The 22,409-nt window shown below is 65.5% G+C and carries 15 protein-coding genes; 11 read left to right on the top strand and 4 right to left on the bottom strand.

Annotated elements, in window-relative coordinates:
• Window positions 1–7 precede the first annotated feature (7 nt).
• From ACLD02_RS15855 to ACLD02_RS15845, 3 genes are all read right to left on the bottom strand, one after another.
• Window positions 8–1,147, bottom strand: coding sequence for an HlyD family secretion protein (locus ACLD02_RS15855; protein ID WP_410299131.1), 1,140 nt, complete (start codon window positions 1,145–1,147; stop codon window positions 8–10).
• 33 nt (window positions 1,148–1,180) lie between these two features.
• A complete protein-coding gene (locus ACLD02_RS15850) occupies window positions 1,181–2,737 on the bottom strand; it encodes a DHA2 family efflux MFS transporter permease subunit (protein ID WP_410299130.1) in 1,557 nt (518 codons plus the stop codon).
• A gap of 106 nt (window positions 2,738–2,843) precedes the next feature.
• On the bottom strand, window positions 2,844–5,030 hold the full coding sequence (locus ACLD02_RS15845; RefSeq protein ID WP_410299129.1) for a primosomal protein N': 2,187 nt from the start codon (window positions 5,028–5,030) through the stop codon (window positions 2,844–2,846).
• A gap of 129 nt (window positions 5,031–5,159) precedes the next feature.
• Here ACLD02_RS15845 and rpmE point away from each other — a divergent pair, with 129 nt between their 5' ends.
• Window positions 5,160–5,381, top strand: a complete 222-nt coding sequence (gene rpmE / locus ACLD02_RS15840) for a 50S ribosomal protein L31 (RefSeq protein ID WP_203105880.1) — start codon at window positions 5,160–5,162, stop codon at window positions 5,379–5,381.
• A gap of 100 nt (window positions 5,382–5,481) precedes the next feature.
• Complete coding sequence (locus ACLD02_RS15835) at window positions 5,482–6,756, top strand: malic enzyme-like NAD(P)-binding protein (protein ID WP_203105879.1); 1,275 nt, start codon at window positions 5,482–5,484, stop codon at window positions 6,754–6,756.
• A 92-nt stretch (window positions 6,757–6,848) separates the two neighbouring features.
• Here ACLD02_RS15835 and ACLD02_RS15830 read toward each other — a convergent pair whose 3' ends face one another.
• Window positions 6,849–9,386: a penicillin-binding protein 1A gene (locus ACLD02_RS15830; protein WP_203105878.1), complete on the bottom strand. Its 2,538-nt coding sequence runs from the start codon at window positions 9,384–9,386 to the stop codon at window positions 6,849–6,851.
• A gap of 197 nt (window positions 9,387–9,583) precedes the next feature.
• On the opposite strand from ACLD02_RS15830, the gene ACLD02_RS15825 reads away from it, so the two are divergent.
• The 9 genes from ACLD02_RS15825 to gltB all read left to right on the top strand — a co-directional run bounded on the left by ACLD02_RS15825 (window position 9,584) and on the right by gltB (window position 22,405).
• Window positions 9,584–10,651 carry a type IV pilus assembly protein PilM gene (locus ACLD02_RS15825; RefSeq protein WP_203105877.1) on the top strand — a complete coding sequence of 356 codons (1,068 nt, stop codon included), beginning with the start codon at window positions 9,584–9,586 and terminating at the stop codon, window positions 10,649–10,651.
• Window positions 10,648–11,235: a PilN domain-containing protein gene (locus ACLD02_RS15820; protein ID WP_203105876.1), complete on the top strand. Its 588-nt coding sequence runs from the start codon at window positions 10,648–10,650 to the stop codon at window positions 11,233–11,235. Before ACLD02_RS15825 ends, ACLD02_RS15820 begins: the two co-directional genes overlap by 4 nt.
• Window positions 11,232–11,921, top strand: coding sequence for a type 4a pilus biogenesis protein PilO (locus ACLD02_RS15815; protein WP_203105875.1), 690 nt, complete (start codon window positions 11,232–11,234; stop codon window positions 11,919–11,921). The genes ACLD02_RS15820 and ACLD02_RS15815 overlap by 4 nt, the downstream gene beginning before the upstream one ends.
• 10 nt (window positions 11,922–11,931) lie before the next feature.
• Window positions 11,932–12,468: a pilus assembly protein PilP gene (locus ACLD02_RS15810; RefSeq protein ID WP_238401174.1), complete on the top strand. Its 537-nt coding sequence runs from the start codon at window positions 11,932–11,934 to the stop codon at window positions 12,466–12,468.
• 105 nt (window positions 12,469–12,573) lie between these two features.
• The gene (gene pilQ / locus ACLD02_RS15805; RefSeq protein WP_238401173.1) at window positions 12,574–14,640 is read left to right on the top strand and encodes a type IV pilus secretin PilQ family protein; all 2,067 of its coding nucleotides are present in this window, start codon (window positions 12,574–12,576) and stop codon (window positions 14,638–14,640) included.
• Window positions 14,637–15,170 carry a shikimate kinase AroK gene (gene aroK / locus ACLD02_RS15800; RefSeq protein ID WP_338015251.1) on the top strand — a complete coding sequence of 178 codons (534 nt, stop codon included), beginning with the start codon at window positions 14,637–14,639 and terminating at the stop codon, window positions 15,168–15,170. Before pilQ ends, aroK begins: the two co-directional genes overlap by 4 nt.
• Window positions 15,171–15,203: 33 nt before the next feature.
• Entirely contained in the window at window positions 15,204–16,283 is a 1,080-nt protein-coding gene (gene aroB, locus ACLD02_RS15795) for a 3-dehydroquinate synthase (RefSeq protein WP_203105873.1), read from the top strand.
• The gene (locus tag ACLD02_RS15790) at window positions 16,273–17,769 is read left to right on the top strand and encodes an SPOR domain-containing protein (RefSeq protein WP_410299128.1); all 1,497 of its coding nucleotides are present in this window, start codon (window positions 16,273–16,275) and stop codon (window positions 17,767–17,769) included. The genes aroB and ACLD02_RS15790 overlap by 11 nt, the downstream gene beginning before the upstream one ends.
• A gap of 172 nt (window positions 17,770–17,941) precedes the next feature.
• The gene (gene gltB / locus ACLD02_RS15785; protein WP_203105871.1) at window positions 17,942–22,405 is read left to right on the top strand and encodes a glutamate synthase large subunit; all 4,464 of its coding nucleotides are present in this window, start codon (window positions 17,942–17,944) and stop codon (window positions 22,403–22,405) included.
• Window positions 22,406–22,409: the final 4 nt, after the last annotated feature.

Raw genomic sequence — 22,409 nt, 5'->3', positions numbered from 1 at the left:
CCGGGCCTCAGCCGCCGCTCACGTCGATGTCCACCTCCACCATCATCCCCGGGCCGATGCGTTCCAGCGGGCCATCGGTGATGGCGATGCGCACGGGGATGCGCTGGGTGATCTTGGTGAAGTTGCCGGACGGGTTCGGGTCGGGCAGCAGCGCGAACTGGCTGGTGGCGGCGCGGCCGACGATGCGCACTTCGCCGGCGAAGTGCTGGTCCGGGTAGGCGTCCACGGTGATCGCCACCGGCTGGCCCGGGCGCAGTTCGCCGATGTCGGTTTCCTTGATGTTGGCCTCCACCCACAGGTCGTCCGGGTCGTGCATCATCAGCAGCGGCTGCCCGGCGCTCACGTATTCGCCCTGGTCCACCAGGGTCTTGTTGACCACCCCGCCAATCGGGCTGGGGACCTGAAGGTCACGCAGGCGTACCTGCTCCTCTTCCAGGTCCGCGCGCGCCCGGGCGAGTTCGTTTTCCGCCACCTTAATGCGTGATCGCATCACTTCCGGCGGCGGCAGCGGCACCTGGACGCCGTTCAGGAAGCCCACATGGGCGTTGTCGGCCTGGGACTGACTCACCGCCACTTCCTGCTTGGCACGTTGATACTCGGCGCGGGCGGTTTGATAGGCGTAATAGTCCTGGTCGCGGCGCTGTTTGGAGATGGAGCCCTTCTTATACAGCGCCTCGGTGCGTTTGTAGTCCTCCCGGGCGCTGGTCAGGCGTGAGCGGGCGGCTTCCTCGGCGGCCTTGGCGGAGTCCAGTTCCTGGCTGGTGATGGTCAGGCCGCCCTCGAATTGCCGCTGGCCCAGCTCCAGCCGGGTGCGCTCGTAGTCGAGCCTGGCCTGCACGGTGGCGACCTCGGCTTCCAGGGAGGCCAGGCGCCGTTGTTCCGGCTCGCTGTACAGGCGCGCTACGGTGTCGCCTTTGGCGAGCCGGTCGCCTTCGGTGATGGTGAAATCGGTGACCCAGCCATCCAGGCGGCTGCTCACGGTGACCTGGCTGGCCATGATCCGCGCGTCCTGGGCGCTCACATGGGTGAGGCGGTGAACGATGGCGAACGCCATCCATACCAGGCACAGCAGCACCAGGAGCGTCAGGGCGGTGAGCTTGAGTCGCCGTGACGGGCGACGAGGTGAAGCGGAGGTGGACGAAGTCATGGTGCAATCCTTGATTCGGTCACGTGAATAAGTTCATCGGGCGTGGGCGGGCCGGCCCAGGCGGCTTAGTACCAGGGAGGGGATCGCCACCACCACCAGGCTGGCGACCAGAACCCAGAAGCCGTCCTGGTAGGCCAGGATCGAGGCCCAGATGGTTTCCATCCGGCCCATCAGATGGCCGGCGATGGCGCCCTGCTGGGTGGCCGGAATGCCCAACCGGTCGGCCAGCTCGGCGAGCTGCCCCAGTTGCTGTTGGGCGAGGCTGTTGCCGGCGTGCACCCCGGCGTTGAGGTGCTGGCCATGGCTGGCGGTACGCCGGTCCAGCAGGATCACCAGGGCGGCGGTGCCCATGGCGCCGCCCAGTTGCATGGCGAAGTTGATGGCGCCGGAGCCGTGGCCGGTGAGTCGGGGCGGCAGCGCGGCGATGGACTTGGACAGGGTTGGCGGCGGAAAAGCCGCCATGCCGATGGACAGCACCGCCATGGCCACGGCCAGATAGTTGAAGCTGGTGTTCCAGTCCATGTGCGTCATCAGCCACACCGCCGCCAGGGTGCAGGCCAGCCCCGGCAGGGTGATCCAGTGCGGCGGATAGCGGTCGCTGAGCCGGCCCACCATGGGCACCAGCACCGCCAGTACCGCGGTGGAAGGCAGGAAGATTTGCCCGGCGGAGATCGGGCTGTAGTGAAGGATCGACTGCACGAACTGGGGCAGCAGGTACATGATGCCGTAGAAGGTCCCGCCGAACAGGAACATGGCCAGGGTACCGGTGACGAACACCCGGTTGCGGAAGATCGCCAGGTCCAGCAGCGGGTGGGCGGTGCGTTTTTGCCAGACAATGAAGGCGGTGCCGCAGGACAGGCCCGCCAGCAGCAGGATCGGGACGCGCGGATCGTCCCAGCCCCAGCGCTGGCCATTGGACAATGCCGCCAGCACCGTGAACACGGCGGTGAACAGCAGCACCACGCCGGCCCAGTCGAATGGTGACCGGGGGCCTTTTTGTTCGCGGCCGGGCAGGAAGAAGAAGCCCATCACCACCGCCGCCACGCAGATTGGCAGGGTGATAAAGAACACATAGCGCCAGGTGAAGTGCTCCACCAGCCAGCCGCCGATCACCGTGGCCAGGGTCAGTGGCAGGCCCAGGCACATGCCGTACATGGCGGTGGCCATGCCCCGGTTCTGCGGCGGGTAGGCGGCGAACAGGGCTTCCATGGCCACCGGCCGGATCAGCCCGGTCATGCCGCCCTGGATGACCCGGGCGGCGATCAGCATGGCCATGCTCTGGCCCAGGCCGCCCAGGAAGGAGGCGGCGATGAACACCATCAGCAGGCCCATGAACGTGGCGCGCTGGCCCACCGCCGACACCAGCCAGGGGGCGATCAGCAGGGAGACGGTGGTGGAGGCGAGGAAGCCGGTGGACAGCCACTGCACCTGGCTGTCGCTCATGCCGAAGGCGCCCTTTATATAAGGTATGGCCACGTTGACGATGGTGATCGACATGCCCAGCGCCACCAGGCCGAGCATCACGGTGAGGGTGACCCAGATTCGATAACGGGTGCCGTAGCGGTCGAACAGGGCGTCGACCTGGCTCATGCAGCTCTCCTGGCCGGGAATGAAAGCGCCGGGGCGCTTGGGAAGGCGGCCATTTTAGTCAAGTTGCATGACTTATTGCCATCGCTATTTTCGATGGCGGCCAGGGTCAGAGCAGATCGATGGGGTCCACGTCCAGGTGCCAGCGGCAGCGCCGGCCCGAGGGCAGTGACCGGGCCAGGGGCATGAGGGCATCCAGCAGGCCATGCAGGGCGGGGCGGCTGGCGCTTTGCACCAGCAACTGGGCGCGGTAGCGTCCGGCCCTTTTTTCCATGGGCGCGGGCACCGGCCCGAGCACGTGGGCGCCGGCCACTTGCGGTAGTTGGGCGGTGCATTCCTCCAGGAAGCCCATGGCCTGTTCCATGGTCATCGCCTCGCAGCGCAGCAGGGCCAGGTGGCCGAACGGCGGCAGGCCGGCGCCGCGCCGCTCCTCGAGCAGGGTGTCGGCGAGGGCGTGATAGTCGCCGGCGGCGGCCAGGCGCACCAGGTTATGGTCGCCGTGGCGGCTTTGCATCAGTACCCGGCCGGGGCGATCCTGACGACCGCTGCGGCCGGCCACCTGCAACAGCAACTGGGCGGCCTGCTCCGGCCCTCGGAAGTCGGCGCTGAGAAAGCCGGCGTCCATGTTCATGATCACCGCCAGACTCAGGCGCGGGAAATGATGGCCTTTTGCCAGCATCTGGGTGCCCACCAGCACCGCCGGCTCGCCTTTCTGGATCTGCGCCAGCTTGGCGTCCAGGCTGCCCTTGCGACGGGTGGTGTCGCGGTCGATGCGTACCACCGGCGCGTCGCAGTGCTCGGCGAGCAGGCTCTCCAGCTTTTCCGTGCCGGCGCCGGCGTCGGTGAGGTTGGTGGAACCGCAGTGGCCGCATCGTTGCGGCACCCGGTGCTGGTGGCCGCAATGGTGGCAGCGTAGCTGGTGCTCGCTGCGGTGCCAGGTCATCAGGCTGTCGCAGCGCGGGCATTCGTCCTGCCAGCCGCAGTCGCGGCACAGGATCACCGGCGCGAAGCCGCGCCGGTTCAGGAACACCAGGGCCTGCTCGCCACGGGCCAGGGTTTCGGTGATCGCCTTAAGGGCGGTGGGCAGCAGTGGCCGGTCCGGGGGAGTGTCGCGGGCGTCCAGCAGCTCGATGGGCGGCGCGCCGGCGCCGCCGGCCCGCTGGCGCAGGCGCAGCCAGTGGTAGCGGCCGTCGCGGGCCAGCTGCAGGGTTTCCAGGGCCGGGGTGGCGCTGCCGTGGACCACCGGCACCGCCAGTTGCTGGGCGCGCCAGGTAGCCAGGTCGCGGGCGTGGTAACGAAAGCCGTCCTGTTGTTTCAGGGAGGCGTCGTGGGCTTCGTCGACGATGATCAGGCCCGGGCGCGCCAGGGGAGTGAACACCGCCGAGCGGGTGCCGATGAGAATGCGCGCGTGACCGTCCCGGGCCGCCACCCAGGCGTCCAGCCGTTCGCGATCGGTGAGGCCGGAATGCAACACCGTCACCGGCACCGCGAAGCGTTGGCGGAAACGGCGCAGGGTCTGTGGGGTGAGGCCGATTTCCGGCACCAGCACCAGTACCTGTTTGCCGGCGGCCAGAACCGGCGCCATCGCCTGCAGGTAGACCTCGGTCTTGCCGCTGCCGGTGACGCCGTCGAGCAGGAATGGCTGAAAACCCTCCGCGGCGATGATTGCCTCGATGGCGGCCCGTTGCTCGGCATTGGCCCGCAGGGCCGGTTCGGCGCGGACTTCGTCCACCTCCGGCGGTGGCGCCTCGGCCACCTCCACCCGTTCCACCCACTCCTTGTCGCGCAGGGCCTGCAGGGCCGGTCGTGATACCGACAGCGCTTCCAGCATGGCGGGGGTCAGGCCGCGCGGGTGCTCGCCGAGCAGCTCCAGGGCCTGGCGCTGGCGTGGTGCCCGCGCCAGACGTTCCGGGTCCACGTGGCGACCCCGGTCGGTGAGGCGCCAGCGCACCTCGCCGCCGGCGCGGGCCGGCTGGCCCTGACGCAACAGCGCCGGCAGCACGAAGTTGAGCACCTCGCCCAGGGGATGGTGGTAGTAACGGGCGGCCCGTTCGCACAGGGCATACAGAGCCGGGTCGATGACCGGCTCGTCGTCGAGCACCTGTTTGACGGTTTTGAGCTGTTTCAGCTCGCTGGGTTGGTGGTCATGAACCAGCCCCACCAGGGTACGGCGACCGAACGGCACTTCCACGCGGCAACCGCGGGCGGGCGCCGCGACGCCGGGGGGCAGACGGTAGTCGAAACAGCCGGGGAGGGGGACCGGCAGGGCGACCTGTACAACGGATGGAGACGGCACGGGGAGCGGTCCGGTTATCTCTTGCGCATCGGTGTCAAGCTGTTATGATTCGCCTTCACTTTTGCCCGGCGCAAGCCAGTGTGGTGCCCGACGATCGGCTCGGGTAGCGACACCCGAAGGAGCTTTGCTATGAAACCAGAGATTCATCCCGATTACCAGGACGTGTCCATTACCTGCAGCTGTGGGAACGTGATCGAAACCCGGTCCACCCGTGGCGGCAGCTATGAAGTGGACGTGTGCTCCGCCTGCCACCCCTTCTACACCGGCAAGCAGAAGCAGGCCGACAGCGGTGGCCAGATCGACAAGTTCAAGCAGCGTTTCGGCATGATGCGCTCAGGCAAGAATCAGTAACGACTATAAAGCGCTTCGTCTTGCCTGTGAAAAGCACCCGCCAGGGTGCTTTTTACTTTTCAAAGTCTGTTTTTGTTATTGAGTGTTTGTGGAGACCCCCATGTCCGAGGATCTGAAAAAGGCGGCCCTGGAATATCACGCCAAACCGCGTCCGGGGAAGATCAGCGTTGAGGTGACCAAGCCGGCGGCGACCAGCCGCGACCTCAGCCTGGCATACAGCCCCGGGGTGGCGGAGCCGGTGCGCGAGATCGCGCGCGAACCGGAACTGGCCTACCGGTTCACGTCCAAGGGCAATCTGGTGGCGGTGATCAGCGACGGCAGCGCGATTCTCGGCCTGGGCAATCTGGGGGCGCTGGCCTCCAAGCCGGTGATGGAAGGCAAGGGCATCCTGTTCAAGCTGTTCGCCGGTATCGACGTGTTCGATATCGAGGTGGACGCCGAGGACCCGCAGGCGTTCATCGACACCGTGATGCGCATTCACCGCACCTTCGGCGGCATCAATCTGGAAGACATCCGCGCGCCGGAATGCTTCGAGATCGAGCGCGTGCTCAAGGAGCAGTGCGACGTGCCGGTGTTCCACGATGACCAGCACGGCACCGCCATCGTGGTCGGCGCCGGTCTGCTCAACGCCCTGGAGATCCAGGGTAAGCGCATCCAGGACATCAAGGTGGTGTGCGTGGGCGCCGGCGCCGCCGGCGTCGCCTCCGTGCGGTTGCTGATCGAAATGGGCGCGCGCAAGGAAAACATCCTGGTGCTGGACCGCAAGGGCGTGATCCACAGCCGCCGTGACGACCTCAATCAGTACAAGGCGGCGCTGGCCAACGACACCGACAAGCGCACCCTGGACGACGCCGTGGACGGCGCGGACGTGTTCATTGGCGTGTCCGGCCCGGACATGCTGACCTCGGAAATGGTCAAGAAGATGGCGCCCAAGCCGATCATCTTCGCCCTGGCCAACCCGGACCCGGAGATCCGCCCGGAGGTGGCCAAGGCGGCCCGCGCCGACGCGATCATCGCCACTGGCCGCTCGGACTACCCGAACCAGGTGAACAACGTGCTGTGTTTCCCGTACATGTTCCGGGGCGCCCTGGACGTGCGCTCCACGTCCATCAACGAGGAAATGAAGATCGCCGCCGTGCACGCCATCGCCGAGCTGGTGCGCGAGGCGCCGCCCAAGGAGGTGCTGGACGCTTACGGCGGCGGCGAGCTGAAATTCGGCGCCGACTACATCATTCCCAAGCCCAACGATCCGCGCCTGCTGGGGCGGGTGACCGCGGCGGTGGCCAACGCGGCGGTGGAATCCGGCGTGGCCCGCAAGGGCTACCCGTCCCATTACCCGCTCAATTCGCTGGATGAGATCTTCCCGGAACTCTGAAGCGCGCTGTTCTTCTCGCCCCACGGAAAAGGCCGGCATTCGCCGGCCTTTTTTGTTCGCGGCTGAAGCCGCGATGGACGTGGCCCGTTGCTTTAGAAAATCTGCTCGGGGCTGCGGCCATCATTGCTGTGGGGGGCTTCCAGTTCCGGCACATTGTCGCGGCGGAAGTATTCGAAGATGGCGTCATCGTTCTCCGGGCGGGCGCGCAGGCCGCTTTCCGGATCAATGCGCACGGACACCACGCCCGGCGGCTGCGGCGGATGCTGTTCGGGCACGCCGTCCAGGGCCTTGCCCATGTAGTCGATCCAGATTGGCAGGGCGGCACGGCCACCATACTCCCCCCAGCCCAGGGTGGCGGGGTTGTCGAAGCCCACCCAGACGGTGGCCACCAGGGCCGGCGAGAAGCCGGAGAACCAGGCATCCACCTGATCATTGGTGGTGCCGGTCTTGCCGTGCAGGTCGTCGCGGCCCAGGCGGCGCGCATCACGACCGGTGCCGCGCACCACCACGTCGTGGAGGATGGAGTTCATCAACCAGACCACATCGGCGTCGATCACCCGGGGCGCCTTCACGGGGGGCGGTTGAACGAAGCGGCCCTCGTCGTCGGAATCCGGCGTGCTCTCCGGCACGCTGTCGGTGTCGGCGACCACGGCGCAGGGCGCCTCGCACATCTCCACCTCGGGTGCCTTCCACAGCACCTTGCCGTTCTTATCCTCGATGCGTTCCACGAAGAACGGCTGTACCCGGTAGCCGCCGTTGGCGAAGATCGCATAGGCGGTGGCCACCTCCAGCGGGGTCAGGGAGGCGCTGCCCAGGGCCAGGGACAGATCGCGCTGGAAGGTTTCTGTCGGCAGGCCGAACCGGTCCAGGGTATTCATGGTCTGGCTGATGCCCATTTGCCGCAGAATACGGATGGAGACCAGGTTAAGGGAGCGGTACAGCGCTTCGCGCAGCCGCGTCGGGCCGTAGAAACGGTCGCTGGCGCCGGTGGGGCGCCAGGCCTCGTCCAGGTTGCTGTCGTCGAACACCACCGGGGCGTCATTGATGATGGTGGCCGGCGTGAAGCCGTTCTCCAGGGCCGCGGTATAGACGAAGGGCTTGAAGGCGGAGCCTACCTGCCGGCGTGCCTGGGTGGCCCGGTTGAACTTGGAGGCATAGAAGCTGTAGCCGCCCTGCAGGGCGCGTACCGCGCCGCTGTCCGGGTCCACGGACACGATCGCCGACTGGGCCGTGGGCAATTGCGCCAGGCGCCAGTGTGAGTTCTCGCCTGCGCCCACCGGGCGCACGTAAATAATGTCGCCGGGGTTCAGCACATCGGCGGCCTGGTTCGGTGCTTCGCCCACATACCCCTTGCGCAGCGCCGGCTTGGCCCAGCGCAGGTCGTCCCAGTCGAGCAGCGCCTGCTTGCCGTCGGCCAGCAGCACGGCGGCCTGCCGTTCTCGCAGCTCGGTGACCACGGCGGTGCGTAGCGGCCCATAGCTGGTCTGGTCGCGGAAGGTGTCCACCCAGGCGGCGCGGTCGTCGTCGAGGGTGTCCGTGGGGTCCGGCTCGGTTTCCTCGGCCAGCTCCGGTTCCGGCTGATCCTGGTCCGGCGCGGCCTCGGTGTCCTCGGGTTGCGGCCAGCCCAGTTCCGGTAGCCCGCCGGTGTCCACCCGGCCCAGCGGGCCCCGGTAGCCATGGCGTTCGTCATAGGCGTGCAGGCCCTGGCGCAGGGCGGTGACGGCGGCATTCTGGCGGTCGGCATCCAGGGTGGTATAGATGCGCACCCCTTCGGTATAGATGTCCTGGTCGACCAGGTCTTCCGCGGCCAGGCGCGCGATCTCGCCGGCATAGGCACCTTCCACTTCGGGACGGGCGGCGTGGTAGCGGGCGGTCACCGGCGCCTGGCGGGCGCTTTCCATCTGCTCCTCGCTGATCGCGCCGACGCTCACCATGCGCTGCAGAATCCAGTTGCGGCGCACCAGGGCGCGTTCCGGGTTGGTGATCGGGTTGTAGGCGGAAGGGGCCTTGGGCAGGCCGGCGATCATCGCCCACTGCGCCAGCGACAGCTCGCCGATCGGCTTGCCGTAGTAGACCTGGGCGGCGGCTTCGGCGCCGTAGGCCCGGTGGCCCAGGTAGATTTTGTTCAGGTACAGCTCAAGGATCTCTTCCTTGCTCAGGATGCGCTCGATCTGGATCGCCAGAACGATCTCGTTGAACTTGCGCAGGAAGCGTTGCTCCCGGTCGAGGAAGAAGTTGCGCGCCACCTGCATGGTGATGGTGGAGCCGCCGGAGCGGATCTCATGGTAGCGCACCAGCTCCACGGCGGCGCGCAGCAAGCCCTTGGGGTCGACACCGGGGTGTTCGAAGAAGCGGTCGTCCTCGGCGGCCAGCACCGCCCTGACGAATAATGGCGGCAACTCCTCGTAGGTGACCGGTTCCCGGCGTTTCTCGCCGTATTCGGCGAGCAGCTTGCCGTCGTCGGTGTAGATTCGAAGCGGGATCTGATACTCCACTTCACGGATGGCGCCGGCGGCGGGAAGCTGCGGGGCCAGATAGAGGTAACAGGCGGCGAGGACCAGGAGGCCGCCGGCGATGGCGGCGAGCGCGAGCAGCGCGAGGGCCCGGATCCAGGAGACGGTCAAACGCATATTGTTGCAATTGCTCCGGCGATCGGAAGAAAGGCCTAGCAGACCCGTGAAGCAGGTCATTATACGGTGGAAAGGTTGTTGTGATCTAATATCCGTTCTGTTATTACTAATTTCTAAAGTGGTTAGGCATAAAAACCACGTAACTACATATTTTTGAAGCAAAAAAGCCTTCATTACAAACACACGGGACGACGACTGTGCTGCCTTTTCTCAGAAAAAAGGCCCAGACACTGCTGGGGATCGACATCAGTTCCACCGCCGTCAAATTGCTGGAGCTCTCCAGGGCGGGGAACCGGTACAAGGTAGAAAGCTATGGCGTCGAACCGTTGCCGGCCAACGCCGTGGTGGAAAAGAACATCAACGACGTGGAGGGCGTCGGGGATGTGGTTGCCCGCCTGGTGGGACACACCCGGCCGGGGGTGAAAACCGCCGCCGTGGCGGTGCCTGGCTCCGCCACCATCACCAAGACCATCGAAATGGACGCCTCGCTCAGCGAGGACGACATGGAGACCCAGTTGCGGGTGGAGGCGGATCAGTACATTCCCTTCCCGCTCGACGAAGTACGCATGGATTTCCAGGTGCTGGGCCCGGTGCAGGACAATCCGGAGCGGGCCGAGGTGCTGGTGGTGGCGTCGCGCACCGAGAACGTGGAGATGCGCGCCGACGCCCTGGAAATCGGCGGCCTGCAGCCGAAGGTGGTGGACGTGGAAGCCTACGCCATGGAGCGCACCTTCCAGATGCTTCTGCCTACCCTGCCCAACGCCGAGGAACTGAACACCGTGGCGGTGTTCGACATCGGCGCCACCATGACCACCCTCAACGTCTTTCATGAAGGCCGCAGTGTCTACACCCGTGAGCAACTGTTCGGCGGCAAGCAGCTCACCGAGGAAATTCAGCGCCGCTACGGGATCTCCATGGAGGAGGCCGGGCTGGCCAAGAAAACCGGGGAGTTGCCGGAGGATTACGAGTCCGAGGTGTTGCGCCCGTTCAAGGACGCCATCGTGCAGCAGATCAATCGCTCGCTGCAGTTTTTCTATGGCTCCACCCAGTTCAATGAAGTCGATTACATCCTGCTGGCGGGCGGCTCCGCCTCGATCCAGGGGCTCCCTGAACTGATTCAGGACAAGGTCGGTACCGGCTGCTCCCTGGCCGACCCGTTCGCCGACATGGCGCTGGCCAACAAGGTCAACGCGAGAGCCCTGGCGAACGATGCCTCGGCTCTGATGATCGCCTGCGGACTGGCGCTGAGGAGCTTCGAACAATGACCACCACCATCAACCTCCTCCCGTGGCGGGAAGAACGGCGCAAGCAGAAAAAGAACGAATTCGTGGCCATGCTGATCTTCGCGGCGATCATCGCCGGGCTGATTTTCTGGCTTTGGAAGGGCATGGTGGAAGGGCAGATCGCCGACCAGCAGAGCCGCAACAACCATATTCAGAGCGCCATCGCCAAGCTGGACACCCAGATCAAGGAAATCAAGGAACTGCAGCGCCGCCGTGACGAGCTGGTGGCGCGCATGAAGGTAATCCAGGAGTTGCAGGGCAACCGGCCGACCATCGTTTACGTGTTTGACCAGATGGTGCGCACCCTGCCCGACGGCGTCTACTACACCATGGTGGAGCGCCGAGGGAACAGCTATACCATCGAGGGGGTGGCGGAATCCAACAACCGCATTTCCCGGCTGATGCGCAACCTGGACGCCTCGGACTGGTTCGTCGAGCCCAACCTGCTCAACGTGCGGGCGCTGAACCCGGACGATCGCGCCGAGGGCGAGCAGGCCAACAGTTTCGTGCTCACCGTCAAGCAAGGCTCGCCGCGTAGCGAGGAAGAAGAGGAGGCCGCGCGATGAAAGCGTCCGAGCTGAAAAACCTCGACGTCCGGGAATTGATCGACGAGCTCAACAGTCTTGATTTCGAGAACGTGGGTGGCTGGCCGCTGCCGGTGAAGATCGGCGCCGCCATTCTGGTGTTCGGCATCATTGTGTTGCTGGGCTATTTTCTCAGCATCAAGGACCTGAACAGCCGCCACGCGCAACTGGAGCGTGAGGAGACCTCGCTGCTCGACAGCTATGAAAAGAAGGCCTTCCAGGCCCACAACCTGGATCAGTACCGGCAGCAACTGGTGGAAATGGAGGCCCGCTTCGAAACATTGAAGAGCCAGCTGCCGCGGGATACCGAGGTGCCTGGTCTGCTCGAGGACATTACCCACACCGGGCTCGGTAGCGGGCTGGAGTTTGAAACCATCGCGCTCAAGGACGAGGTGAAGAAGGAGTTCTACGCCGAGCTGCCCATCGATATTCAGGTGGTCGGCGATTATCACGGCTTCGGCTCCTTCGTTTCCGGGGTGGCGGCCCTGCCACGTATCGTCACCCTGCACGATTTCAAGATCACGCCGGTGAAGGACGAGAGCAGCGCGTCCGGCGCGCTGCTGGACATGGCGATCACGGCCAAGACCTACCGTTACGCGGAAGGCGGGGACAACAGCGACGGCGACAACAAGGGCAAGAACAAAGGCAAGAAGGGCGGTCGCTCCTGAGGGGAACAAGATGAGTGCACGAAAAGCCATCGCGCAGGGGATCATGGTCATCGCCGTGGCGGCACTGCTGCCCGGCTGCGGCGGCGGCGCCAATCTCGGCCAGCTCGACGCCCGCCTGCAGGAGATCAAGGCACGCCCGCGCGGCCGTATCGAGCCGCCGCCGGAGTTCAAGCCGATCGCCACTTACAGCTACGCGGCGCACAAGCTGCGTCCGCCGTTCAGTCCGCCGCAGGACCAGAAGCTGCTGGAGGTGCCGGAGGGCAAACCGGTGGAACCGGATCTCAGCCGGCCCAAGGAATACCTGGAGGGTTTCAGTCTGGATGCGTTGGCCATGGTGGGCACCATCACCCGGCCGGGCAATCCGCTGGAAGCGCTCGTCGAGGACCCGTCCGGCTCGGTGACCCGGGTGCGGGTGGGCAGCTACATGGGCAAGAATTACGGTCGCGTGGTGGAAGTCTCCGCCGGCCAGCTCGCCCTGGTGGAAATCGTTCCGGACGGACAAGGGGGCTGGGTGGAACGGTCCCGCAATATCACGCTTGCTGACTAACTGCTGCTGGGGATGCCAGTTATGATTTTCTTCACGTCGACAAAAACAAGCGCAGCGCCCCGGCTCTGGATCGCGGCACTGCTGGTTCTGGCGGGAGTCGCCCTGATGTCCCCGGGACGGGCGGCCACGCTGACCAATCTGCAAGCCAACACCCTGCCCGGGGACGGCCTGGAAGTGCGGCTGGATTTCGAGGGCGCCGCGCCGGAGGTGAAGGGGTACAGCATCGAGCAGCCGGCGCGTATTGCCCTGGACCTGCTGGGCACCGCCAGTAACGTGGACATCAAGCGCCATAACCTGGGTTCGGGCAATGCCCGCAGCGTGACCGTGGTGGAAGCCAAGGACCGCACCCGCCTGATCTTCAATCTCGATCAGCTCACCGGCTATGACACCCGGGTGGAAGGCCAGCAACTGGTGGTCACCATCGGCGGCGGCCAGCGCACCCCCAGCACCGATCCGGCCAGCCCGGCGCCGATGGCCCCGGCCAGCAACGCCTCGGCGATTCGCGATATTGACTTCCGGCGTGGTGCCGACGGCGAAGGCCGCGTCATGATTCGTCTGTCCAAGGCGTCCATGCCGGTGGATGTGAGCGAGGAAGGGGGCAAGATCATCGCCCGGTTCGTGGGGGCGGACCTTGCCGACGATCTGGTGCGCCGCCTGGACGTGACCGATTTCGCCACTCCGGTGCGTTACGTGGATACCCGGCGCACCGATGGTGGCGCGGTGGTCACCATCGAACCGGAAGGCACCTGGGATTACCTGGCCTATCAGGCCGACAATCAGTTCAGTATCAACATCAAGCCGCTCAGCGCCGCCGAGAAGGAGCGCCAGCGTCGCGAGGCCTTCAAGTATGACGGCGAGAAGCTGTCCCTGAACTTCCAGGACATCGAAGTGCGTTCCGTGCTGCAGCTGATCGCCGATTTCACCGATCTCAACCTGGTGGCTTCCGACACCGTCACCGGTCGCATCACCCTGCGCCTGCAGAGCGTGCCCTGGGACCAGGCTCTGGACCTGATTCTCAAGACCAAGGGGCTGGACAAGCGTCAGGTGGGTAACGTGTTGCTGGTGGCGCCGGCGGATGAAATCGCCGCCCGCGAAAAGCAGGAACTGGAAGCCCAGAAGCAGCTCGCTACCCTGGCGCCGCTGCGCACCGAATACATCAGCATCAACTACGCCCGTGCCGAACAGCTGCAGAGCCTGATTACGTCACGGGGTGGTTCCGACGGCTCCTCCCTGGTCAGCGAGCGCGGCTCGGTGAGCGTGGACCAGCGCACCAACACCCTGATCGTGCAGGACACCGCCGAGCGGCTTCAGAGCATTCGTGATCTGATTCAGCGTCTGGACGTGCCGGTTCAGCAGGTGCTGATCGAGGCCCGCGTGGTGGTGGCCAGCACCAACGTGGCCGACGAGTTCGGCGTGCGCTGGGGCGGCCTGGGCTGGCAGAGCAGTTTCTGGGATGAGGGTGAGAGCTGGGGTATTTCCGGTCGCCATACCTCGCTGCGCAACCTGCATTACGCCAACCTGGAGGCGGACCGTAGCCAGAATCCGATTGAAACGGAGATGGAAGAGTTCGACGAAGAGGAAAATAACGACCTTATCGTCGACATGGGCGTGGAATCCTCCGATGCGACCCGCTTCTCCATCGGCTTCACGTCGCTGGATTCCGGTCTGATCGAACTGGAGCTGTCCGCCCTGGAAGCGGAAGGGCACGGCGAGCTGGTGGCCACGCCCAAGGTGCTCACCGCCGACCAGCAGCCGGCGGTGATCGCCTCCGGCCAGCAGGTGCCGTTCAATGTCTCCACCGCGTCCGGCGCCACCGCCGTTGAGTTCATCGAGGCGGAACTGCGTCTGGAGGTTACCCCCCAGGTGACCCCGGAAGGCGATGTGATCATGCAGCTCAAGGTGAACAATGATTCCCTGGGCACCGACCTGGACAGCCCGGCGATCAACACCAACCGGGTGGAGACCACGGTGCTGGTGAACGATGGCGAGACCGTGGTTCTGGGCGGCATTTTCCAGCAGGAAACGGTAAACTCCGTGGTCAAAACGCCTTTCCTGGGGGATATCCCCTGGCTGGGCGCCCTGTTCCGCAAGAAGGTGAACCGTGATAACAAGCAGGAACTGCTGATCTTTATCACGCCTCGCCTGGTGAAAGATGCAATGGTTAATCGGTGAATGAAAAGGCAGTAACCCCTCTTTATCTGGTGGGGCCCATGGGGGCTGGCAAGAGCACCCTGGGCCGTCACCTGGCTCAGGTCCTGGACCGTCCGTTCTACGATTCCGATCGGGTCATCGAGGAGAAGACCGGAGCCGACATCCCGTGGATTTTCGATGTGGAAGGCGAGGAAGGTTTTCGTCGCCGCGAGCGGGACGTGATCGATGAGCTGACCGGTCTGCCCGGTATCGTGCTCGCCACCGGTGGCGGCGCGGTGACCGAGGAGGAAAATCGCCGTCATCTGCATGATCGCGGCTGTGTCATCTATCTGTGGACGCCGGTGGAGCTGCAACTGGCGCGAACCCGCAACGACCGCAACCGGCCGCTGCTGCGGACCGAGGACCCGAAGGCGCGCCTGCAGGCGCTGCTGGAGGCGCGTGATCCTCTGTATCGGGACGTGGCGCACGCCGTTGTATCCACCGCCTCCGGTAACCTGAAGAAGGTCACCGACCAGATCCTCGGTTGTCTGGCCGAACACGCCAACCGATAATGCCGGCAACCCCTTCCGGCGATTCGAGACACTATGCACAAGCTTGACGTGGCGCTGGGTGAGCGCAGTTACCCCATTCATATTGGTCGCGGTCTGCTCGACGGCGGCCTGATCCGCGAGCACGTTCGTGGCAACCAGGTGATGGTGGTCAGCAACGAGACCATCGCGCCGCTCTATCTGGAGCGGGTCACCGCCGGGCTCGGTGATCTGCAGTGCGACACCCTGATCCTGCCCGACGGCGAGAGCCACAAGAACCTGGCTACCCTGGAGACCATCTTCGACGCCCTGATGGCCAGGCGTCATTCGCGCACCACCACCCTGGTGGCCCTGGGCGGTGGCGTGGTCGGCGACATGGTCGGCTTCGCGGCGGCCTGCTACCAGCGTGGCGTGGACTTCATCCAGGTGCCCACCACGCTGCTGGCCCAGGTGGATTCCTCCGTGGGCGGCAAGACCGCGGTCAATCACCCGCGCGGCAAGAACATGATCGGTGCCTTCCATCAGCCCCGTGCCGTGGTGATCGACACCGCCGTGCTGGATACCCTGCCGGCGCGGGAATTCGCCGCCGGCATGGCCGAGGTGATCAAGTATGGCCTGATCCGCGATCCCGGGTTTTTCCAGTGGCTGCTGGATAACCAGCCGGAGCTGGCCGCCCGCGAGCAGGCGACGCTGGCGCAAGCGATCCTGCGCAGCTGCCGCAACAAGGCCGAGGTGGTGGCCGCCGATGAAACCGAGCAGGGCAATCGGGCGCTGCTCAACCTGGGCCACACCTTTGGCCACGCCATGGAGACCTTCACCGGTTACCGGGACTGGTTGCACGGCGAGGCGGTGGCCGCCGGCATGGTGATGGCGGCGCGTATGTCCCGGGAACTGGGCTGGCTGGACGACACCGACGTGGAGCGGGTGCGTGATGCCCTGGCCGCCTGGTCGCTGCCGGTGGCGGCGCCCGAGGGCATGGGCCGGGACGATTTCAACGATCTCATGGCGTTGGACAAGAAAGTACAGAACGGGCGCCTGAGGCTGGTGCTGCTGAACCAAATCGGCGATGCCCTGGTCACAGGCGAATACGATCCGAACGCATTGACGCGAACGCTCGAGGCCTTTTGTGAGAGATGAGGACTTTTTCTACGAGGGCGCCGAGCGCGGCGACCTTCTCGATGCTCTGAACGGTCATGCCCATGAAGGCGCCACGGTGGTGCTGGAGGGCGAGCCGGGCAGCGGGGTGTCCACTCTGCTGGGCATGCTGGCCATGTCCCTGGTGGGGGACTACGAACTGATCCGCCTGGACGGCGACGACAACCTGGGCGCCAACGCGGTGGTCGACGCCATGCTGGTGCATTTTGGCATCGAGCGCGACGATCTGGCGGAGACCCTCAAGCAATCCCTGGCGCGCAACCGGCTGGTGATCCTGGTGGACAATGCCGACCGGGTGCCGGAGGCGGCGCTGGCCACCATGGCTTCCCTCAAGGAAAAACTCGGGCAGCGCCTCACCTATGTATTCGGTGGCGCGCCGGGCACCGCGCGGTCGGTGGGCGAGGGTGGCCTTACCGTGGTGGACACCCTGGTATTGCCGCCCCTGGACGCGGAGGACGTCGCCACCCTGGCGGAGCAGTTCCACGATCTGTCCCTGGACGAGGGGGAGGCGGAATATTTGCGCGCCGAGACCGGCGGCCGCCTGGGACCTTTACTGGCGCTGCTCGATGAGCGTGCCGAGGAGGCCGCGCCGCCGGCCCGTAAGCCGGTGCCGTGGCGTCATGGCCTGGCGGTAGGCGCGCTGATTCTGGTGGTGCTGGTGTTGTGGCTGGCCAGCGGCGATGACGAACCGGGGGCCGACCAGGTGGTGAGCCTGGATTTGCCGCAGCGGCCCGCGCAAACCGTGGACCCGGAGGGGGGCGACGCCGCCGGTGACGGCCTGACGCCGGAAACCGCCGAGGATGGCCACGATTATGGTCTGGTGTCCGACCCGGAACAGACCCGCAACGCGCTGGCCGAATTCCACGATAACGCGGCGGATTTCGAGCAGGCGGAAACCCGCCGCCAGGAGCGGGCCGGGGCCGCCGAAGCAAATACCGGCGAAACCGCCCCGGCACCGCCGGCGGAACCGGAAGGCCAGAACCAGACCGCCGAGCCAGCGCCACGCGCCCGCCCAGAGCCGCGCCCGGCCGACCGGCCCGCCGGCGATGAGGCGCCGGCGTCGGCGGATGCCGGGCGCGAGCCGTCCTCCGCCGACGACTCCTCCGCCGACGATGACGCCCCCGGGCAGGGCACCGTCAGCGCTAGCCAGCCCGAGCTCAGCGGCCTGGAGGCGCGTCTGGGGTACCGCCAGGAGGACTGGCTGGCCACCCGGGACGACGGTGAGTGGTTCCTGCAGTTGGTGGCCACCGGCCGTGAGGACGGTGCCCGGGGGGTGCTTGACCGCATCGGCCGCCAGGGCGCCTACTACCAGACGGAAAGAGGCGACAATAAGGTTTATCTGGTGCTGGCGGGCCCCTATCCCAGCCGCGACGCGGCGCTGGCTGCCCGTGAAACCCTGCCCGAAACGCTGCGCCGTGGCGGGCCCTTCCCACGGGAGATGGGGTCAATCCGCAAGGAACTGCGCTGATCTCCGGCGAACCCGTCTGGTTCATGACGCCACCTTCCCTGGTGGCGTCATCGTCGTGTTTGTCGCCCATGGGCTCAACGTGTAGAATGCCTATCCCTTTTTTGCCGTCGCCGTCTTTTCGACGTCAGTACCGCCTTCTGTAAGTCTCTGAATTTCAAGAGGATTGGTTTTGATGCAGCAGAATTCCAAGCTGGTGCAGGGGCTCTATGAGCCCGGAGATTTCCGGGACAACTGCGGCTTCGGCCTGATCTCTCATATGGAGGGGCAGGCCAGCCATGAGCTTTTGCAAACCGCCATCGAAGCACTCACCTGCATGACACACCGGGGCGGGATCAACGCCGACGGAAAAACCGGTGACGGCTGCGGGCTGTTGCTGAAAAAGCCGGACTCCTTCTTCCGCAAGGTGGCCGGAGACCTGGGCGTGGACCTGCCCGACACCTATGGCGTGGGCATGATCTTCACCCACCCCGAGGCCGAGCGCGCCGACGCGCAGAAGGCGGTGATCGAGGAGCAGATCCAGGCCCAGGGCATCCGGGTGCTGGGCTGGCGGGATGTTCCCACCGACCCGTCCTGCCTGGGCGATCTGGCCAAACAGTCCCTGCCCGGCTTCGCGCAGGTATTGGTGGCCGCCGAGGGGGATTCCGAACAGGAACTCAACCGGCGCCTGTTCTACGCCCGTCGGCACGCCGAGAAGCGCATCGAGAACGACGGTTATTTCTACGTCTGTTCCCTGTCCGCCTCGGTGGTCTCCTACAAAGGCCTGATGATGCCGGTGGATCTGCCGGCGTTCTTCCCGGATCTCGGCGACGAATCCATGGAAACCGCCATCGTGGTGTTTCACCAGCGGTTCTCCACCAACACCTCGCCGCAGTGGCCGCTGGCCCAGCCGTTCCGCTACCTGGCCCACAACGGCGAGATCAACACCATCCAGGGTAACCGCAACTGGGCGCTGGCCCGGGCAAGCAAGTTCGAGAACGAGCTGCTGCCCAATCTGAGCGACCTCAGCCCCCTGGTTAACCGCAGCGGCTCCGACTCCTCGAGCATGGACAACATGCTGGAAGTGTTGCTCGCCGGCGGTATGGACCTGTTCCGCGCGGTGCGCATGATGGTGCCGCCGGCCTGGCAGAACGTGGACACGATGGACGCGGATCTGCGTGCCTTCTACGAATATAACTCCATGCACATGGAGCCCTGGGACGGCCCCGCCGGCCTGGTCATGACCGATGGCCGCTACGCCGTCTGCATGCTGGACCGCAACGGCCTGCGCCCGGCCCGCTGGGTGATCACCAAGAACGGCTTCATCACCCTGTCCTCCGAGATCGGCGTGTACAGCTACCAGCCCGAGGATGTGGTGGCCAAGGGCCGTGTCGGCCCCGGCCAGATCCTGGCCGTGGACATCGAGAAGGGCGAGCTGCTGCACACCCGGGACATCGATGACCGCCTCAAGGTGCGTCATCCCTACCGTCAATGGCTCAAGGACAACGCGCTGCGTATCGAGGCCAACTACGACCACGAGGTGGAGCGCACCGACGACATCGATCCCCAGGATCTGCTGAGCTACCAGAAGTTCTTCCAGATCAGTTTCGAGGAACGCGATCAGGTGATCCGTCCGCTGGCGGAATCCGGCCAGGAAGCCACCGGTTCCATGGGCGACGATACCCCCATGGCGGTGCTCAGCGAGCGCCAGCGCCCGCTGTACGACTACTTCCGGCAGCAATTCGCCCAGGTCACCAATCCGCCCATCGACCCGCTCCGCGAAGCCATCGTGATGAGCCTGGAGACCTGCGTGGGCGCCGAGCGCAATGTGTTCGAGGAAACCTCCGACCACGCCGACCGCGCGATCCTGGCCACCCCGGTGCTGTCGCACTCCAAGTTCACCAACCTGCTCAAGATCGAACGCCCGGGTTACGCCCAGGAGCGCTTAAGTCTGCACTATGATCCGAGCATCGGCCTGGAGCAGGCGGTGCGTGATCTGTGCGCGACGGCGGAGAAAGCGGTCGCCGATGGCAAGGTGATCCTGGTGCTGTCCGATCACGGTATCGCCCAGGGGCAGCTCACCATCCATGCCCTGATGGCCACCGGCGCGGTGCACCACCACCTGACCACCAAGGGCGTGCGCAGTGACGCCAACATCATCGTGGAGACCGCCACCGCGCGGGATGCCCACCACTTCGCGGTGCTGTTCGGTTTCGGCGCTACCGCCGTCTACCCGTACCTGGCCTATGACGTGATCGCCGACATGGTGCGCAGCGGTGAACTGCTGGGTGACCCGGTGGAGCTGCAGAAGAACTTCCGCAAGGGCATCAACAAGGGCCTGATGAAGATCCTCTCCAAGATGGGGATCTCCACCATCACCTCCTACCGTGGTGCCCAGTTGTTCGAAGCCATCGGCGTCGCCAGCGACGTGGTGGACCTGTGCTTCCGGGGCGTGCAGAGCCGCATCGAGGGCGCCGGCTTCGAGGATTTCCAGAACGACCAGGAAATCATCGCCAAGGACGCCTGGAAGCAGCGCAAGCCGGTGGATGCCGGTGGCGTGCTCAAGTACATCCACGGCAAGGAATACCACGCTTTCAATCCGGACGTGGTGCACGCTATCCATCGCGCCACCCAGAACGACGATTACGAGGCGTACAAGGAATTCGCCGCGCTGGTCAACGATCGCCCGGTGGCCACCCTGCGCGACCTGCTGCGTCTGCGCCAGGACGCCACCGCCATCGACCTGGATCAGGTCGAGCCGATCGAGAGCATCCTGCCGCGCTTTGATTCCGCGGGCATGTCCCTGGGCGCGCTCAGTCCGGAGGCCCACGAGGCCATCGCCACCGCCATGAACCGCCTCGGCGGTCGCTCCAACTCCGGCGAGGGCGGCGAGGACCCGGCCCGTTTCGGCACCGAGCGTGTATCCAAGATCAAGCAGATCGCCTCCGGTCGGTTTGGCGTGACCCCGCATTATCTGGTCAATGCCGAGGTCCTGCAGATCAAGATCGCCCAGGGCGCCAAGCCCGGCGAGGGCGGCCAGCTGCCCGGCGGCAAGGTCAACGCCCTGATCGCGCGGCTGCGTCACTCGGTACCCGGCGTGACCCTGATCTCTCCGCCGCCGCACCATGACATCTACTCCATCGAGGATCTGGCCCAGCTGATCTTCGACCTCAAGCAGGTCAATCCGGACGCCCAGGTGTCCGTGAAGCTGGTGTCCGAGCCCGGTGTCGGCACGGTGGCGTCCGGCGTGGCCAAGGCCTACGCCGACCTGATCACCATTTCCGGCTACGATGGTGGTACCGCGGCCAGCCCGCTGACCTCGATCCGCTACGCCGGTTCGCCCTGGGAACTGGGTCTGTCCGAGGCCCATCAGGCGCTGCGCGCCAATGATCTTCGCGACAAGATCCGTCTGCAGACCGACGGCGGCCTGAAGACCGGCCTGGACGTGGTCAAGGCGGCCATTCTTGGCGCCGAGTCGTTCGGTTTCGGCACCGTGCCGATGATCGTGCTGGGTTGTAAGTACCTGCGCATCTGTCACCTGAACAACTGCGCCACCGGCGTGGCCACCCAGCGTGACGACCTGCGCCAGGAGCACTTCATCGGTGCCCCGGACATGCTGATCAACTACTTCACGTTCGTGGCCCGGGAAGTGCGCGAGCTGCTCGCCGCGCTGGGCGTGAAGAGCCTGCCCGATCTGATCGGCCGCACCGATCTGCTCGAGCGCATCGAAGGCGCCACCGACAAGCACAAGCGTCTCGACCTGACGCCGATGCTGCGCAACGATCATATCCCGGCGGACAAGCCCACCCATTGCCAGGTGGAACGCAATGAGCCGTTCGACAAGGGTGAGCTGAACCGCAAGATGGTGGAAGAAATGCGCACCGCCGTGGAGAACAAGTCCGGCGGCTCCTTCCACTACACCATCACCAACTGCGACCGCTCGGTGGGCGCCACCGTGTCCGGCGTGATCGCCAAGCACCACGGCAACCTGGGCATGGAAAGCGCGCCGATCCGCGTGCGCTTCACCGGCACCGCCGGGCAGAGCTTCGGCGTGTTCAACGCCGGTGGTCTGCACCTGTACCTGGAAGGTGACGCCAACGATTACGTCGGCAAGGGCATGGCCGGCGGCCGGGTGGTGATCCGTCCGCCCAAGGGCAGCCCGTTCAAGACCCAGGACACCGCCATCGTCGGTAACACCTGCCTGTACGGCGCCACCGGCGGAAAACTGTTCGCCTCCGGCACCGCCGGCGAGCGTTTCGGTGTGCGCAACTCCGGCGTGCACGCGGTCGTGGAAGGCGCCGGCGATCATTGCTGCGAATACATGACCGGCGGCTGTGTCACCGTGCTGGGCCGCACCGGCCACAACTTCGGTGCCGGCATGACCGGCGGTTTCGCCTATGTGCTGGACGAAGAGAATGATTTCTTCGACCGCGTCAATCCGGAGCTGATCGAGCTGCACCGCATCAGTTCCGAATCCACCGAGTCCCACCGCAGCCATCTGCGCCACGTGATCGAGGAATTCGTGGGCGAGACCGGCAGCGAGTGGGGTCAGCACATCCTGGATAATTTCGATGCCATGAGCCGCAAGTTCTGGCTGGTCAAACCCAAGGCCGCCAGCCTGGAAGACCTGCTCAAGAGCACGCGCGCCAATCCGGCATAACGGA

This window comes from Alloalcanivorax sp. C16-2 (genome assembly GCF_046507615.1).
Lineage (GTDB): Bacteria > Pseudomonadota > Gammaproteobacteria > Pseudomonadales > Alcanivoracaceae > Alloalcanivorax > Alloalcanivorax marinus_A.
Note: the sequence above shows the minus strand (reverse complement) of the source record. Positions and strands in the feature narration are given on the sequence as shown.

What these genes read in the sequence shown, in the direction of transcription:
- ACLD02_RS15855 (WP_410299131.1), bottom strand. Translation starts at nt 1,147, where the DNA reads ATGACTTCGTCCACCTCCGCTTCACCTCGTCGCCCGTCACGGCGACTC.
- ACLD02_RS15850 (WP_410299130.1), bottom strand. Translation starts at nt 2,737, where the DNA reads ATGAGCCAGGTCGACGCCCTGTTCGACCGCTACGGCACCCGTTATCGA.
- rpmE (WP_203105880.1), top strand. Translation starts at nt 5,160, where the DNA reads ATGAAACCAGAGATTCATCCCGATTACCAGGACGTGTCCATTACCTGC.
- ACLD02_RS15835 (WP_203105879.1), top strand. Translation starts at nt 5,482, where the DNA reads ATGTCCGAGGATCTGAAAAAGGCGGCCCTGGAATATCACGCCAAACCG.
- ACLD02_RS15830 (WP_203105878.1), bottom strand. Translation starts at nt 9,386, where the DNA reads ATGCGTTTGACCGTCTCCTGGATCCGGGCCCTCGCGCTGCTCGCGCTC.
- ACLD02_RS15820 (WP_203105876.1), top strand. Translation starts at nt 10,648, where the DNA reads ATGACCACCACCATCAACCTCCTCCCGTGGCGGGAAGAACGGCGCAAG.
- ACLD02_RS15815 (WP_203105875.1), top strand. Translation starts at nt 11,232, where the DNA reads ATGAAAGCGTCCGAGCTGAAAAACCTCGACGTCCGGGAATTGATCGAC.
- ACLD02_RS15810 (WP_238401174.1), top strand. Translation starts at nt 11,932, where the DNA reads ATGAGTGCACGAAAAGCCATCGCGCAGGGGATCATGGTCATCGCCGTG.
- pilQ (WP_238401173.1), top strand. Translation starts at nt 12,574, where the DNA reads ATGTCCCCGGGACGGGCGGCCACGCTGACCAATCTGCAAGCCAACACC.
- aroB (WP_203105873.1), top strand. Translation starts at nt 15,204, where the DNA reads ATGCACAAGCTTGACGTGGCGCTGGGTGAGCGCAGTTACCCCATTCAT.
- gltB (WP_203105871.1), top strand. Translation starts at nt 17,942, where the DNA reads ATGCAGCAGAATTCCAAGCTGGTGCAGGGGCTCTATGAGCCCGGAGAT.